The following is a 13,191-nucleotide window of genomic DNA, read 5'->3' as shown; positions in this document are numbered from 1 at the left end:
CCCCGGCCCCGCCGCGCGCGCCCGTGCGACGGCGCCCGCCCGCGCACCGCGCCCCGCGTACCGTTGGTGCCATGAGCAACTCCTTCGCGATCACCGGTGCCCACGTCGTCCCCGTCTCCGCTCCAGCCTTCGACGGCGGCGCGGTCGTCGTCGAGGACGGCCGGATCACCGCGATCGGTCCGGACGTCTCCCCGCCCGAGGGGATGACGGTCATCGACGCCACCGGTTCGTGGCTGGTGCCCGGGTTCGTCGAGGCGCACGGCCACGTCGGCATCCACGAGGAGGCCAACGGCGAGGCCGGCAACGACACGAACGAGATGACCGCCCCGAACATGGCCGGCGTCCGCGCGATCGACGCGATCGACATCGACGACGAGGGCTTCCGGGACGCCCTGGCCGGCGGGATCACGAGCATCGTCGTCAAGCCCGGCTCCGGCAACCCGATCGGCGGGCAGAGCGTCGCCATCAAGACCTGGGGTGGCCGGACGATCGACGAGCAGCTCATCTCCGACTCGGTGAGCGTGAAGAGCGCCCTCGGCGAGAACCCGAAGCGCGTCTACGGCGGCAAGGGCCAGACGCCCTCGACCCGGCTCGGTGTCGCGAAGATCATCCGCGACGCCTTCGTGGAGGCGCAGAACTACAAGGCCGCCCGCGACGCCGCAGCCGCGAAGGACGAGCCGTTCGCCCGCGACCTGACGAAGGAGACGCTCGTCCGGGTGCTCGACGGCGAGCTCGTCTGGGACCAGCACACCCACCGCCACGACGACATCGCCACCGCGATCCGCCTGTCCGAGGAGTTCGGCTACCGCCTCGTCGTGAACCACGGCACCGAGGCGCACAAGATCGCCGACGTGCTGGCCGCCAAGGACATCCCGGTCATCTACGGCCCGCTCTTCACCAGCCGCTCGAAGGTCGAGCTCCGCGACCGCGGCATCCCGAACCTCGCCACCATCGCGGCGGCGGGGGTGCGGGTCGCGATCACGACGGACGCGCCGGTCGTGCCGATCAACATGCTCGTCGACCAGGCGACCGCCGCCGTGAAGGAGGGCCTGCCCGCCCAGACCGCACTCGAGGCGCTCACCGTCAACCCGGCCGAGTTCCTCGGGTTCGGGGACCGCGTCGGGCGGCTGGCCGAGGGCTACGACGCCGACCTCGTGCTCTGGGACGGTGACCCGCTCGACGCGACCAGCCGCGCGACGCGCGTATGGATCGACGGCAAGTCCGTCTTCGCGTGGGCCGACGGGGCCGGCGTCACCACCCCGCGCTGGTAGCGGGTGCACAGCCGGGAGGCCCGGATCGCGACGTGCCTGCGAGTCGCGATCCGGGCCTCCAGGCCGTTGCGCCGGGGGCGCCGCGTGCTCAGACCTCGCGCGCCAGCAGGAAGTCGTTGATGCGGGTCGTGAGCTCGGCGTCGATCGGCCGCGCGTCGCCGTTCACCGAACGGATCGGCGCAGCCTGCCGCACGCTCGACACGAGCCAGAGCGCGTCCGCCGCCGCCAGGTCGGCGAGGGTGACGAGCTCGTAGGCGGTCTCGATGCCCTCCTGCTCGGCGAAGCGGAACACGTCCGCCTGCGTCGTGCCGGCCAGGATCCCGATGTCGGTGCGGGGCGTGACGAGCCGGTCGCCGACCTTCATGATCAGGTTCGCGCGCGTGCCCTCGAGCACGTAGCCGTCGCTCGAGACGAACAGGGCGTCGTCGGCGCCGCGGCGGACGGCCTCGCGCAGAGCGGCCATGTTGACGCCGTACGACAGCGTCTTCGCGCCCTGCAGCAGCCACGGCGAGGTGCGCTCGACGTCGTGCCGGTACCCGCGGTCCAGGACGACGACGGAGATGCCCTCGGTGCGGGCGGCCGTGGAGTCGCCCGACGGCGCGGCGTAGACCCACCCGGTCGGGCGGTCGGTGCCCTCGACGCCGCGGGTCAGGACGGTCTTGGCGAAGGCCTCGCGCACCGGGTCGAGGCGGGCGCAGACGGCCTCGATGGCCTGGCGCCAGGCCTCCGGGTCGGGAGCGGGCAGGTCGAGCATCGCGGCGGAGCGGCCGAAACGGGCGAGGTGCGCCTCGAGGGCCTGGGGCCGACCGTCGATCACCGTGATCGTCTCGAACACGCCGTCGCCGCGCGTGACGCCGAGGTCCTGCACCTGCACGTGCTCCTCGAGTGGCTTCGCCCAGGTGAAGGCGTCGGCCGCGGGGTCGTGCGGCGCGGCGTCGCGGGAGGGCTGGTTGAGGACGGCGAGCACGGTTTCGGTCATGCGTCCATCCAACCCCACGCGGGTGCGTGCGTGCGCGGGGCCGGGGTGTGCGTGCGCCGACGCGCGCGTCAGCCGGCTTCGGGCAGCGCGCCCAGCAGCTTCCACACGGCGGGCGTCAGCTCGGGGTGCTGCAGCGCGATCCGGCGCAGCCGGTGGTACTCCTCGCCCAGCCGGGTGCCCTGCCCGGACGCCGGGTGGCTCGACCACTGCGCGTGCCGCTTGCCGATCGCCTCGTCCAGGTCGACGGCGTCCGCGCGCAGGATCAGCACGACCTGCTCGTCGACGGTGGGGAGCGTCGGCATGAACTCCCACGGGTCCTCGCCCTGACGGCTCCGGTGCTCGACGAGCATCGAGATCTCCTCGGCGGCCTCGGCGCGCAGCACTTCGAGGCTGCGCCCGGTCCTGCGGGGCTCAGCCATGGTGCCCCCGCAGCACGCCTGCCATGGGAAAAGCGTACGACACTCCATCGGTCACACTGGACGCGTGACCCTTCGCGACGAGAGCAAGTCCCAGCATCCCCGGGTGGTGGTCGTGTACCTGCTGCGCGACGGCGAGGCAGGCCCCGAGGTCCTGCTGGGGGAGAAGCGCCGCGGCCTCGGCACGGGCCGTCTGGTCGGCCCCGGCGGCAAGCGCGAGCCCGGCGAGTCGGCGGTCGAGACCGCCGTGCGCGAGGTGCGTGAAGAGGTCGGCCTGCGGCTCGACGCGGTCGACCTGGAGGCCCGTGGCACGTTGGACTACCGGTTCCCGTACCGACCGTCCTGGTCCCAGGTCTCGGACGTCTTCGTCTGCCGCCGCTGGCAGGGCGACCCGTCGGGCTCCGACGAACTGGAGCCGCGGTGGATCCCGGTCGACGCCGTCCCGTACGACGCGATGTGGGACGACGCCCGCTACTGGTTGCCGGGGGTGCTCGCGGGCGGCAGCGTCCGGGCGCGGTTCACGTTCGCCGAGGACGACGCGACGGTCGCCGGGTTCACCGGGACGGGCGTCGGCGTCGGCGTGGAGGACTAGCTGCTGGCTGCTAGCGCGGCTGCTGGGTGCGGGTGCTGCCGGTGCGCGCTTCCTCGGCGGCGGCCATGACGTCGGCGTCGCCGCTCCGGCCACCCAGGGGCCGCACGAAGAAGTCGATGATGCCGACGACGATCGCGCCGATCATCGAGAACATCGCCCACCCGACGAACAGCCCGGCGGTGCCGCGGCCGTCGGCGGGCGCGAGCAGGACGCTCGCGGCGTAGAAGCCGACCGTCAGCACGAGGAACACGACGACGACGGTGATGAGGACGCGGTGCCAGGTGATGCGCGGGTTCATCCGATCAGGATACGCGTCAGCGGTCGGCGTGCTTGCCGTGCGGAGCCGCCGCTGGTCGCGGTTCCTTCCGGTTCGCGGGGCGCTGCACGGCGATGCGACCGGTCGGCGTCGCGTCCGGCTCCAGGCCGTCGCGACCGCCGGTGAAGACGTCACCGCCGGTGCGGTCGTCCTCCCAGTCGTCGTCCCGCAGCACGCTCAGGGTGCCGGTCTCGGTGGAGGTCAGGCCGTGGCGCTCGAGCTCGGCGTCGCGCTGTCGGCCGAGGAACTCGCGGTTGGCGGTGTTGGCGTCCTGGAACATCGTGGTCCGGCCGGTGACGATCGCGCGGATCCGTCGGCGCTCCCACCACTTCTTGCCGAAGTACATCAGCACCAGGCCGGCCGTGGCGTAGCAGGCCATCGTGATCAGGCCGCGAGCCGGGCCGGGGCCGACGCCGTAGACCTGGTGCTTGATCATGTCGACCATGCTCGAGCCGACGACGACGTTGTTCAGCCAGGCGAAGGGCTCGGGCATGAACCACTTCGGGTAGGCGCCGCCGGACGACGGCATGGACAGGAAGACGAAGCAGATCATCGCGGGTGCGGCGATGAACCGGCCGACGAAGTAGCTCAGGCCGTTCACCGCCAGGCCGATCGCCACGATCCAGCCCCAGGCGATGAGCACGAGCTGGATCCAGTGCCCGTGGATGGCGCCGAGCACGGGCCCGGCGAGGGTGTTCGTGATGAGCGAGATGACGAGGCCACCGACCACGATGACCGTCATCCGGGTGCGGTGCCGGAGCGGGCCGCCCATGATGCCGATGAACATCGCGACCATGTAGCCGCCGATGCACCACGCGAGCATGACGTACATCGCCACGGTGCCGTACTCGTCCCACGCCGGCAGGGGTGCGAGCTCGGTGACCTTCGGGGTCGCGACGCCCAGGCCGGTCAGCACCGCGGTGAGGGTGGCCGGGACGAGGCTCGCGACCTGGAACTGGTGGGCGCTCGCCTTGAAGAACTCGTTCGCGGCGGGGTCGTACGCGACCGCCATCGAGCCGCCCACCACGTCGCGCTTCGCCTGCGCGAGCGAGTCGTACGTGTGGAACACGAACTCGCCGGGCAACGCCTGCTGCACCGCCTGCACGAACGCCGGGTCGCTGCCGATCAGGGCGATCGGGACGTCGTGCGGGTGCGGGGCGTGGAACGCGAAGACGTAGCACAGGCAGAACCCGACGATGAAGAACAGCGGCATCCAGAGCTGCAGGCCGATCAGCTGCAGCGACGGGTGCAGGGTCGAGTACCACCGGCGGTAGGCACCGTGCTGCTGGGGCGCGGGCACCGGAGCCTGTCGCCGGGGTCCCGAACGCGTGTGCCCGGCGACCTTGCCGCCACGACGCGGCTTGGTCCCACGTGCGGAGGGCCTGGTCCCACGCGGCTTCGGCGGCGTGGGACGAGAACCGCCGGGGCGCTCCGGTCCGTCGTCGTTCCTGGGGACGTCGTTCCGCGGCGTGCTCACTCGGCGCTCTGCTCCTGCTCTCGATCGGAGCGCCAGGATACGCCCGGGGCGCTCAGGAGCGACTGCGCGACGCCTGCGCCGAGTCCATCGCGAGCTCTTCCGCGTCGAGGGTCACGAGCACGCGGCGCATGACCTCCTCGTCGAGGTTCCCCTTCTCCCGCTCCTCGAGCACGATCTCGCGGCGGCGGTCGAGGAGCTCGCGCCGGATGTCCTGGATCTGCGAGCCACGCAGGCGCAGTGCGACGTTCCGCCCCTCGTCCTCTTCTTCCTCGGCGTCCTGACGGAACGTCTCGGCCTGACGCTCGAGTCGCGCCTTCAGTCGGTTCACCACCGAGTCGACGGCTTCCGAGCCGTACTGCTTCGCCCACGCCGGACGCCGCTTCTCGAGCAGCTCGATCGCGGCCTCGGTGGTGCGCTGGTTGAGTCGCATCTCGCTGCGCACGTCCTCCTCGCCCTCGGCCGGGTCCTGCACCTTGAGCGCGCGGATGACGAAGGGCAGGGTGAGTCCCTGCAGCAGCAGGGTCCCGACGGTGACGAAGAAGGCGATGATGAAGATGGTGTCCTGGGCCGGGATCTGCGTCGGGCTGGCCACGACCGACACCGCTGCGGCCAGGGTCACCACGCCGCGCATGCCCGTCCACGAGATGACGGTGAGCTCCCGCCAGTTGAGCTTCGGCTCGGCGGAACCACGCATCCAGCGCAGCGACGGGTGCCCGCGGGACAGCTTGATCCGCAGCGGCCGGAGCCACTTCCCGTTGAACCGGTTGCGCGCGTAGGACTCGAACACGAACAGCGGCCGCACCAGGATCACCACCGCGAGCACGACGGCCGCGGCGGTGAGCGTCTGCCCGAGGCTCCGCTCGCTCTCGACCAGGTCCTGCACGACGGTGTTGAGCTGCAGGCCGATGAGCGCGAACACGAAGCCCTCGAGGATGACGTCGATGCTCGTCCAGAGCGGGCGCTCCTGCAGGCGGGTGGCGTAGCCCTCCTTCGGCGAGTTGTAGCCGATGTACAGGCCGGCCGTGACGACCGCGATGACCCCGGAGCCGGACAGGTCCTCGGCGAGGATGTAGGCGACGAAGGGCAGCAGGATGCTCATGATCGTCTCGACCACGGGGTCGTTGATGCGCATCCGGATCCAGTGCACGACGACGCCGAGGACGATGCCGACGACCAGACCGACGCCGATCGCCAGGCCGAAGATGCCGAGGTCCTGCCAGATCGTCAGCGACGTGCCCGCGATGATGAGCGTGAACACCCGCACCAGGGTCAGCGAGGCCGCGTCGTTGATCAGGCTCTCGCCGGACAGCACGGTCATGACGCGGCGGGGGAGTCCGAGCTTCCGGCCGATCGCGGCGGCGGACACCGCGTCCGGCGGGGCGACGATCGCACCGAGCAGGATCGCCGCCGGCAGGGTCATGTCCGGGATGAGCAGGTACGCCACCCCGCCGACGACCAGGGCGGTGACGATCACCAGGAAGATGCCGAGCCGTCGGATCTGCTTGATCGAGCCGCGGAAGCTCTGCCACGACACGTCGAGGGCCGCCGAGTAGAGCAGCGGCGGCAGGATCACCGTGAGGATGACCTCGGAGTCGATCTCCATCGGCGGCAGCCCGGGCAGGAACGAGGCGGCCAGGGCGACCGCCGTGACGAGCAGTGGAGCGGGGAGTCCCTTGGCCCGGGCGAACCCCGTCACCGCGAGCGATCCGATCAGCAGGATGAGGAGCTCAGCGGTGTCCATGGACGCATTCTCCCATCGGCATGGTTCCGAAGCTGAACGAGTGTGAAGCTGCGGTGAACAACAGGTGGACGATCAGGTTTGCTCGAAGGGCCGACGCCTGGGACACTTGCCCGCGGTGGACATCACACTCATAGTCGTCCTGGTCATCGCGTTGGCCCTCTTCTTCGACTTCACAAACGGTTTTCACGACACCGCCAACGCGATGGCGACCCCGATCGCGACCGGCGCCATGAAGCCCAAGGTGGCGGTCACCGTCGCTGCGGTGCTCAACCTGGTCGGTGCGTTCCTCAGCACCGCCGTGGCGACGTCGATCTCGCACGGGTTGATCAACGAGGGGCCCGGTGGCGTCGCCATCAGCCCGGAGATGATCTTCGCGGGCCTGATCGGGGCAGTCGTCTGGAACATGATCACGTGGCTCCGCGGGCTGCCGTCGTCGTCGTCGCACGCGCTGTTCGGCGGGCTGATCGGTGCCGCGATCGTCGGTGCCGGGTTCCAGTCGGTCAACTACGTCGCGCTGCTGACGGTGGTGATCATCCCGGCGTTCGCCTCGCCCGTGATCGCCGCGCTCGTGTCGTTCCTGTCGACGCGCATCGCGTACCGGATCACGAAGCGTCCGGTGTTCCCGAACGAGCGCGGCGGGTTCCGCATCGGGCAGGTCTTCACCAGCTCGATGGTGTCCCTGGCACACGGCACCAACGACGCGCAGAAGACGATGGGTGTCATCACGCTGACGCTCATCGCCTCGGGCGCGCAGTCGTCGAACCAGGGCGTGCAGTTCTGGGTCGTCGTCGCCTGTGCCCTCGCGATCGCTCTCGGTACCTACACGGGCGGCTGGCGCATCATCCGCACACTCGGCTCGGGCATCACCGAGATCCGTGCGACGCAGGGCTTCGCAGCCGAGGCCTCGACCGCCGCGACGATCCTCGCCTCCAGCCACCTCGGCTTCGCGCTGTCGACAACGCAGGTGTCCTCGGGCTCCATCATCGGCGCCGGGCTCGGCCGCCGCGGCTCGAAGATCCAGTGGTCGACCGCCGGCAAGATCGTCATCGCCTGGTTCATCACCCTGCCCGCGGCCGCCGCGGTCGGTGCGGTCGCCTCGGGCATCGCCCGCCTCGGCGTCATCGGGCTCGTGCTCGACGCCGTGATCGGTGCCGTCGTCATCCTCGGCCTGTACCTGTGGTCGCTCCGCAAGCCGCACGAGCAGGCCTCCGCGATCGAGGTCGACGTCGCCGCGAACGCGGTCCTGACCCGCAAGGAGCTGCGTGACATGCAGCGCAAGAAGCGTGCCGACGCGGTCGCCCAGCGTCGCGCCGAACTGAGCCGCGAGCGCACGCTCCGTCGCATGGCGGCCCGCAAGGGAGGCCGTCGCTGATGGGCATCGACTGGTTCGCATTCCTCACCGTGGCGCTCGTCGCCGTGGTCTCGTCGTGCTTCGTCGTCGCCGTGTACTCGGTCGGCCTCCGTCTCTGGAGCGCCGCCGACACCCGCGAAGGCAAGTTCACCGTGAAGGAGGACGGCACGATCGGCCCGGCGACCGCCGGCTTCCCGAACCCCGCCGGAGCCTCGGCGGCCGCACGCGCGCTCCGCGCCGCGGCCATCGCGTGCTTCGTCGTGTGCGGCGCCGTCGTGCTCTACGGCATCTACCTCATCGTCCCGCAGTTCCACTGACGGGCACGCTCACCGTGTGAGCAGAAGACGCCGGGTCGCCCCTCGCGACCCGGCGTCTTCTGCTCACTCGTCGCGGGTTCGTCGCGCCCGCGCACGCGGGCGGCGCGTTTGGTGAGCAGAAGATGTCGCGTCCCCGTCCGTGACCCGACCCCTTCTGCTCACGAAGTGCGCGGGCGGACGGACGGGAGGCGCGTGGCGGCCTGGCACCGCGCCTCCAGGCCGTCGCGGGCGAGCGGGCGAAATGCCGCCGTGCGTGCTGAGGTGACCCCGGCATTCCGCCCGCTCGCAGGCGGCGCGCTTGGTGAGCAGAAGATGTCGCGTCGCCGGGTGGGACCCGACCCCTTCTGCTCACGAAGTGCGCGGGCGGGTCGGACGGGAGGCCCGTGGCGGCCTGGCACCGGGCCTCCAGGCGGTCCCCGGGCGAGTGGGCGAAATGCCAGCGTGCGTTGCCGAGGCGACCGCGGCATTCCGCCCGCTCGCGCGGGCCCGCCGCCCGCTCCGCCCAGCCCCGGCGCGTTCCCGGACCGGCCGGACGGACGGGACTAGCCTCGACGTGTGACCGGCAACGAGGAGGCACCTGTGACGACGACGACGAGGACCGAGAGCGACTCGCTGGGATCACGGGAGGTCCCGAACGACGCGTACTGGGGCATCAACACGTTGCGGGCACTCGAGAACTTCCCGATCACCTCCGTGCCGATCGCCGTGTACCCGGACCTCATCGAGGCGCTCGTCACGGTGAAGCAGGCGGCGGCGCGGGCGAACCGGGCGATCGGTGTCCTCGACGAAGAGCGCGCCGACGCGATCGACCGTGCAGCGCAGGAGGTCCGCGACGGAGCACTCCGCGAGCAGTTCGTCGTCGACGTCGTGCAGGGCGGCGCCGGGACGAGCACGAACATGAACACGAACGAGGTGCTCGCGAACCGGGCCCTCGAACTCCTGGGCCGGGAGCGGGGCGACTACGCGTACCTGCACCCGATCGACCACGTGAACCGCAGCCAGTCCACGAACGACACGTACCCGACGAGCATCAAGATCGCGATGATCTTCGGGGTCCGACGTCTGATCGTGCAGCTCGAGGAGCTCTCCGCGGCGTTCGCCGAGCGGGGCCGCGCCTTCGCCGACGTGCTGAAGGTGGGCCGGACGCAGCTGCAGGACGCCGTGCCGATGACCCTCGGGCAGGAGTTCACCGGGTTCTCGCACACGATCCAGGAGGACGCTGACCTGCTCCGCAAGGTGATGCCGCTGCTCGCCGAGATGAACCTCGGCGCGACGGCGATCGGCACCGGGATCACCGCGGACCCGCTCTACCGCGACGAGGTCCGCCGACAGCTGCAGGAGGCGAGCGGCATCGACGTCGTCACCGCCCCCGACCTCATCGAGGCGACGAGTGACGCCGGTGCGTTCATGACCCTGTCCGGCACGGTGAAGCGCAGCGCCGCGAAGCTCTCGAAGATCTGCAACGACCTGCGGCTGCTGTCGTCCGGCCCGCAGGCGGGTCTCGGCGAGATCACGTTGCCTGCTCGCCAGGCCGGTTCGTCGATCATGCCGGGCAAGGTCAACCCGGTGATCCCCGAGGTCGTGAACCAGATCGCCTACGCGGTCGCCGGGGCCGACACCACCGTGACGATGGCGGCGGAGAGCGGGCAGCTGCAGCTCAACGCCTTCGAGCCGATCATCGCCCACTCGATCCTGCAGTCGCTGCAGTGGATGTCCCGCGGCTGCGCGACCCTGCGCGAGCACTGCGTCGTCGGCATCGAGGCGAACGAGGCGAAGCTCGCGGCCCAGGTCGACACGAACGTCGGCGTCGTCACCGCGCTGACGCCGTACATCGGGTACGCTGCCGCGGCGTCGATCGCGCACACGGCGCTGACCACCTCGACGCCGATCTCGACGCTCGTCGTGGCCGCTGGGCTGATGGACGAGGACCAGGTCATGCGGGTGCTCAGCCCGGCGCGGCTGTCGGGGATCGAGCTGGCGACGGGCGCGATCCCGATCGTCACCGAGGAGATGCTGGACGCCGAGGCGCGCAAGCGCTGACGCGGAGCGTCCGCGCCACAAGTACGCGCGCACAAGCACCGCACGCACACACACCCCCGTCAGGGCAGCGGCCGCTCGCCCACCCGCACCTGCTGCGCCATCGCCCGCAGGTGCTCCTCGTTCGGGGTCAGCTCGGCGTCCTCTTCCTCGGCCACCCGCGCGGCCTCGGCCCGGACGTGCTGCGCGGCCGCGATGTCCTGGTCCCGCCAGCGCGCGAGCGTGAAGTTCCGCGTGACGTCGCGCAGCGGCAGCCGGATCGACTCGTCCGCCTCGATGCCGGCGAGCAGCTGCCGCATCCGGATCACCTCGGAGTCGAGCTCCCCGCCGACCACGAGCACGAAGTTCGAGATGTACAGGTACACGAGCAGCAGGATCGCGCCACCGAGCCACCCGTAGGCGCGGTTCCCGCCACCGAGGGTCTCCACGTAGAGCGCGAACCCCACCGTGGCGATGGCCCAGGTCACGATCGCGAACGCGGCACCGGCCGACACCCACCGCAGCTGCGGGGTCTTCACGTTCGGCGTCGCGTAGTAGAGCACCGCCACCATCACGACGAGGTCGGCCGCCAGCACGGGCCACTTCACCACGTTCCACACGTCGTCGATCCAGGGCGCCCACCCGAGCTGCCGGATCACGGCCTCGGAGATCGTCGGCGTCCCGAGCAGGATGACGATGGCCACGGCACCGCCGCCCATGACGAGCAGCGTGACGAGGAGCATCATGCTGCGGAACTTCCAGATCCGCCGGCCCTCCTCGACCTCGTAGGCGGTGTTCATCGCCCGCCCGAACGCCGTCGCGTAGCCGGACAGCGACCAGAGCGTCAGCACGACGCCGATCGTGAACCCGAGCCACGGGTTGTCCAGGGTCAGCAGCTGCCGGAGCGGCCCCTCGAGGTGCTCGGCGGTCTCGGGACGGACGATGAACCCGAGGACCTCGACGATGTCGGTCAGGCTGTCGCCCTTGCGGTCGACGATGGACAGCGCCGACACGACCGCCAGCGCGGTCGGGAACACCGTCAGCAGCGCGAAGAACGTCAGCGACGCGGCCGCGTCGACGACGCGGTGCCGGATGACCGAGTGGTAGGTGCGCCGGACGACGGCGCGGACTCCCGTCCGCTGGAGGTCGCGCGATGCGCTGTCCGGCATGTGTCGTACGGTACCCGACACGTGACGGCCTGGAGGCCCGTGGCGGGCCCGCCCCGCGCCTCCCGTCCGCCCTTCGGTCGCGTCGCGAGCTCCTGCAAGACACCGGTGTTCACGCTCCGCACCGCGGAACGCGGGTGTTCCACGCGCGAACACCGGTGTCTTGCGGACCCGCACTCGACCGCGGCCCGCCGTCAGTTGGCGTGGGGGTGCAGGGCGTCGTAGCGGCGGAACGACGGGACCATCCGGAGCAGCAGCGCGACGAGGCCGACGATCAGCACGCCGCCGATGACCGGCGGGTACGCGATGCCGGCCGCGACGACCAGGCCGGCGTACAGGTCGCCGAGCCGCGGGCCGCCCGTGACCACCACGATGAAGATGCCCTGCAGCCGACCGCGCATGCCGTCCGGCGACGCCGCCTGCAGGATCGTGTTCCGGAACACCGAGCTGACGTTGTCCGCACCGCCGGCCATCGCCAGGAACAGCGCCGCGAGCCCGAGCGCCGGCAGGATCTCGACCCCGAACGCCTCGCCCGAGCGGCCGCCGAGCACGTGCGCCAGCGCGATGACCACACCGAAGGCCGCGATCGCCCCGCCGTACGCCGTGATGGCCCAGCCGACGGCCTCACCCTGGCGTCGGACGTGCCCGAGCGGCCCGGAGAACACGCTCGACAGCAGCGCCCCGATCGCGTACGCGGCAGTCAGGGTGCCGACGGTGATCGACCCGCCGCCGATGACGAGCGCTCCGATCGCGGGGAACAGCACACGTGGCTGCCCGAAGGTCATCGCGATGATGTCGAGCACGAACGTCATCGTGATGTTGCGCGACCGCCGCAGGAACTTCGCGCCCTCGATGAGCGAGCCGAGCCCCGGCCGCAGTGCGTCGTGGTCGGCGGCCATCCGGGGCAGCGTGAACACCCCGAGGAACGCGAACGTGAACAGCACGACGTCGATCGTGTACGTCGGCGCGAACCCGACGCTCGCGATGAGCACACCGGCGATCGCCGGGCCCACGGTGACCTGGAACCCGGACGCGATCCCGCCCAGGGCGCTCGCCGCGGGCAGCAGGTCGGTGCCGACGAGCCGCGGGACGATGGCCGAGCGGGAGGCGTTGCTGACGGTGGCGGCCACGGCGTTGACCGTCGCGAGCACGTAGAGCAGTGCGACGCTGTGCAGGTCGAGCCAGGCGTGCGTGGCGATCAGGGCGACGGCGACCCACGCGATGATCGACGACACGAGCGCGACGAGGCGTCGGTCGAAGGCGTCCGCGAGCATCCCGCCGTACAGCCCGGCGACGATCATCGGCACGAGCGCGATGACACCCACCAGGGCCACGGCGAAGGTCGAGCGGGTGATCTCGTAGACCTCGAGCCCGACGGCGACGGTGGTCATCTGGGTACCGATGCCGGCGATCGCCGTGCCGGCCCAGAGCCGTGCAAAGGCGGGGGAGCGGCGGAGCGGGGTGAGATCGGCGAGCAGGCGGCGGCGCGGCGGTGCGGGAGTCGATGGTGTCACGGTGGAACCATTCTGCGGGCTGGACGCTCGTTGCG

General features: G+C 71.1%; 12 protein-coding genes. 5 read left to right on the top strand and 7 right to left on the bottom strand.

The window, feature by feature from the left end:
• The first annotated feature begins 71 nt into the window (after positions 1-71).
• The gene (locus DEJ02_RS11725; RefSeq protein ID WP_111033198.1) at positions 72-1,271 is read left to right on the top strand and encodes an amidohydrolase; all 1,200 of its coding nucleotides are present in this window, start codon (positions 72-74) and stop codon (positions 1,269-1,271) included.
• Between the two features lie 88 nt (positions 1,272-1,359).
• Here the strand turns inward: DEJ02_RS11725 and DEJ02_RS11720 are convergent, their stop codons facing one another.
• On the bottom strand, positions 1,360-2,250 hold the full coding sequence (locus DEJ02_RS11720) for an aminodeoxychorismate lyase (RefSeq protein ID WP_027464735.1): 891 nt from the start codon (positions 2,248-2,250) through the stop codon (positions 1,360-1,362).
• A gap of 68 nt (positions 2,251-2,318) precedes the next feature.
• Positions 2,319-2,669 (bottom strand): tryptophan synthase subunit alpha, encoded by a 351-nt coding sequence (locus DEJ02_RS11715; RefSeq protein ID WP_027464736.1) that lies wholly within the window; start codon positions 2,667-2,669, stop codon positions 2,319-2,321.
• Positions 2,670-2,733: 64 nt separating this feature from the next.
• Between DEJ02_RS11715 and DEJ02_RS11710 the strand changes: the two genes are divergently transcribed.
• Positions 2,734-3,258 carry an 8-oxo-dGTP diphosphatase gene (locus DEJ02_RS11710; protein ID WP_181440338.1) on the top strand — a complete coding sequence of 175 codons (525 nt, stop codon included), beginning with the start codon at positions 2,734-2,736 and terminating at the stop codon, positions 3,256-3,258.
• 10 nt (positions 3,259-3,268) lie between these two features.
• Here the strand turns inward: DEJ02_RS11710 and DEJ02_RS11705 are convergent, their stop codons facing one another.
• The 3 genes from DEJ02_RS11705 to DEJ02_RS11695 form a co-directional block, all read right to left on the bottom strand.
• A complete protein-coding gene (locus DEJ02_RS11705; protein ID WP_027464737.1) occupies positions 3,269-3,556 on the bottom strand; it encodes a hypothetical protein in 288 nt (95 codons plus the stop codon).
• Between the two features lie 16 nt (positions 3,557-3,572).
• Positions 3,573-4,874, bottom strand: a complete 1,302-nt coding sequence (locus DEJ02_RS11700; protein ID WP_111033196.1) for an ABC transporter permease — start codon at positions 4,872-4,874, stop codon at positions 3,573-3,575.
• A gap of 229 nt (positions 4,875-5,103) precedes the next feature.
• The gene (locus DEJ02_RS11695) at positions 5,104-6,792 is read right to left on the bottom strand and encodes a sodium:proton antiporter (protein ID WP_027464738.1); all 1,689 of its coding nucleotides are present in this window, start codon (positions 6,790-6,792) and stop codon (positions 5,104-5,106) included.
• A 115-nt stretch (positions 6,793-6,907) separates the two neighbouring features.
• Between DEJ02_RS11695 and DEJ02_RS11690 the strand changes: the two genes are divergently transcribed.
• From DEJ02_RS11690 to DEJ02_RS11680, 3 genes are all read left to right on the top strand, one after another.
• On the top strand, positions 6,908-8,164 hold the full coding sequence (locus DEJ02_RS11690) for an inorganic phosphate transporter (RefSeq protein WP_035807670.1): 1,257 nt from the start codon (positions 6,908-6,910) through the stop codon (positions 8,162-8,164).
• Positions 8,164-8,460 carry a hypothetical protein gene (locus DEJ02_RS11685; protein ID WP_111030495.1) on the top strand — a complete coding sequence of 99 codons (297 nt, stop codon included), beginning with the start codon at positions 8,164-8,166 and terminating at the stop codon, positions 8,458-8,460. The genes DEJ02_RS11690 and DEJ02_RS11685 overlap by 1 nt, the downstream gene beginning before the upstream one ends.
• A 555-nt stretch (positions 8,461-9,015) precedes the next feature.
• Positions 9,016-10,500, top strand: a complete 1,485-nt coding sequence (locus DEJ02_RS11680; RefSeq protein ID WP_111023188.1) for an aspartate ammonia-lyase — start codon at positions 9,016-9,018, stop codon at positions 10,498-10,500.
• A gap of 59 nt (positions 10,501-10,559) precedes the next feature.
• On the opposite strand, the gene DEJ02_RS11675 is transcribed toward DEJ02_RS11680, so the two are convergent.
• Both DEJ02_RS11675 and DEJ02_RS11670 read right to left on the bottom strand, forming a co-directional pair.
• Positions 10,560-11,645: a YihY/virulence factor BrkB family protein gene (locus DEJ02_RS11675; protein ID WP_111033195.1), complete on the bottom strand. Its 1,086-nt coding sequence runs from the start codon at positions 11,643-11,645 to the stop codon at positions 10,560-10,562.
• 191 nt (positions 11,646-11,836) lie between these two features.
• On the bottom strand, positions 11,837-13,156 hold the full coding sequence (locus DEJ02_RS11670; protein ID WP_111033194.1) for an MFS transporter: 1,320 nt from the start codon (positions 13,154-13,156) through the stop codon (positions 11,837-11,839).
• Positions 13,157-13,191 lie beyond the last annotated feature (35 nt).

The organism is Curtobacterium sp. MCLR17_042, assembly GCF_003234695.1.
Classification (GTDB): Bacteria; Actinomycetota; Actinomycetes; order Actinomycetales; family Microbacteriaceae; genus Curtobacterium; species Curtobacterium flaccumfaciens.
The sequence above is the reverse complement of the archived record's forward strand: the minus strand, read 5'-3'. Positions and strand labels throughout refer to the sequence as shown.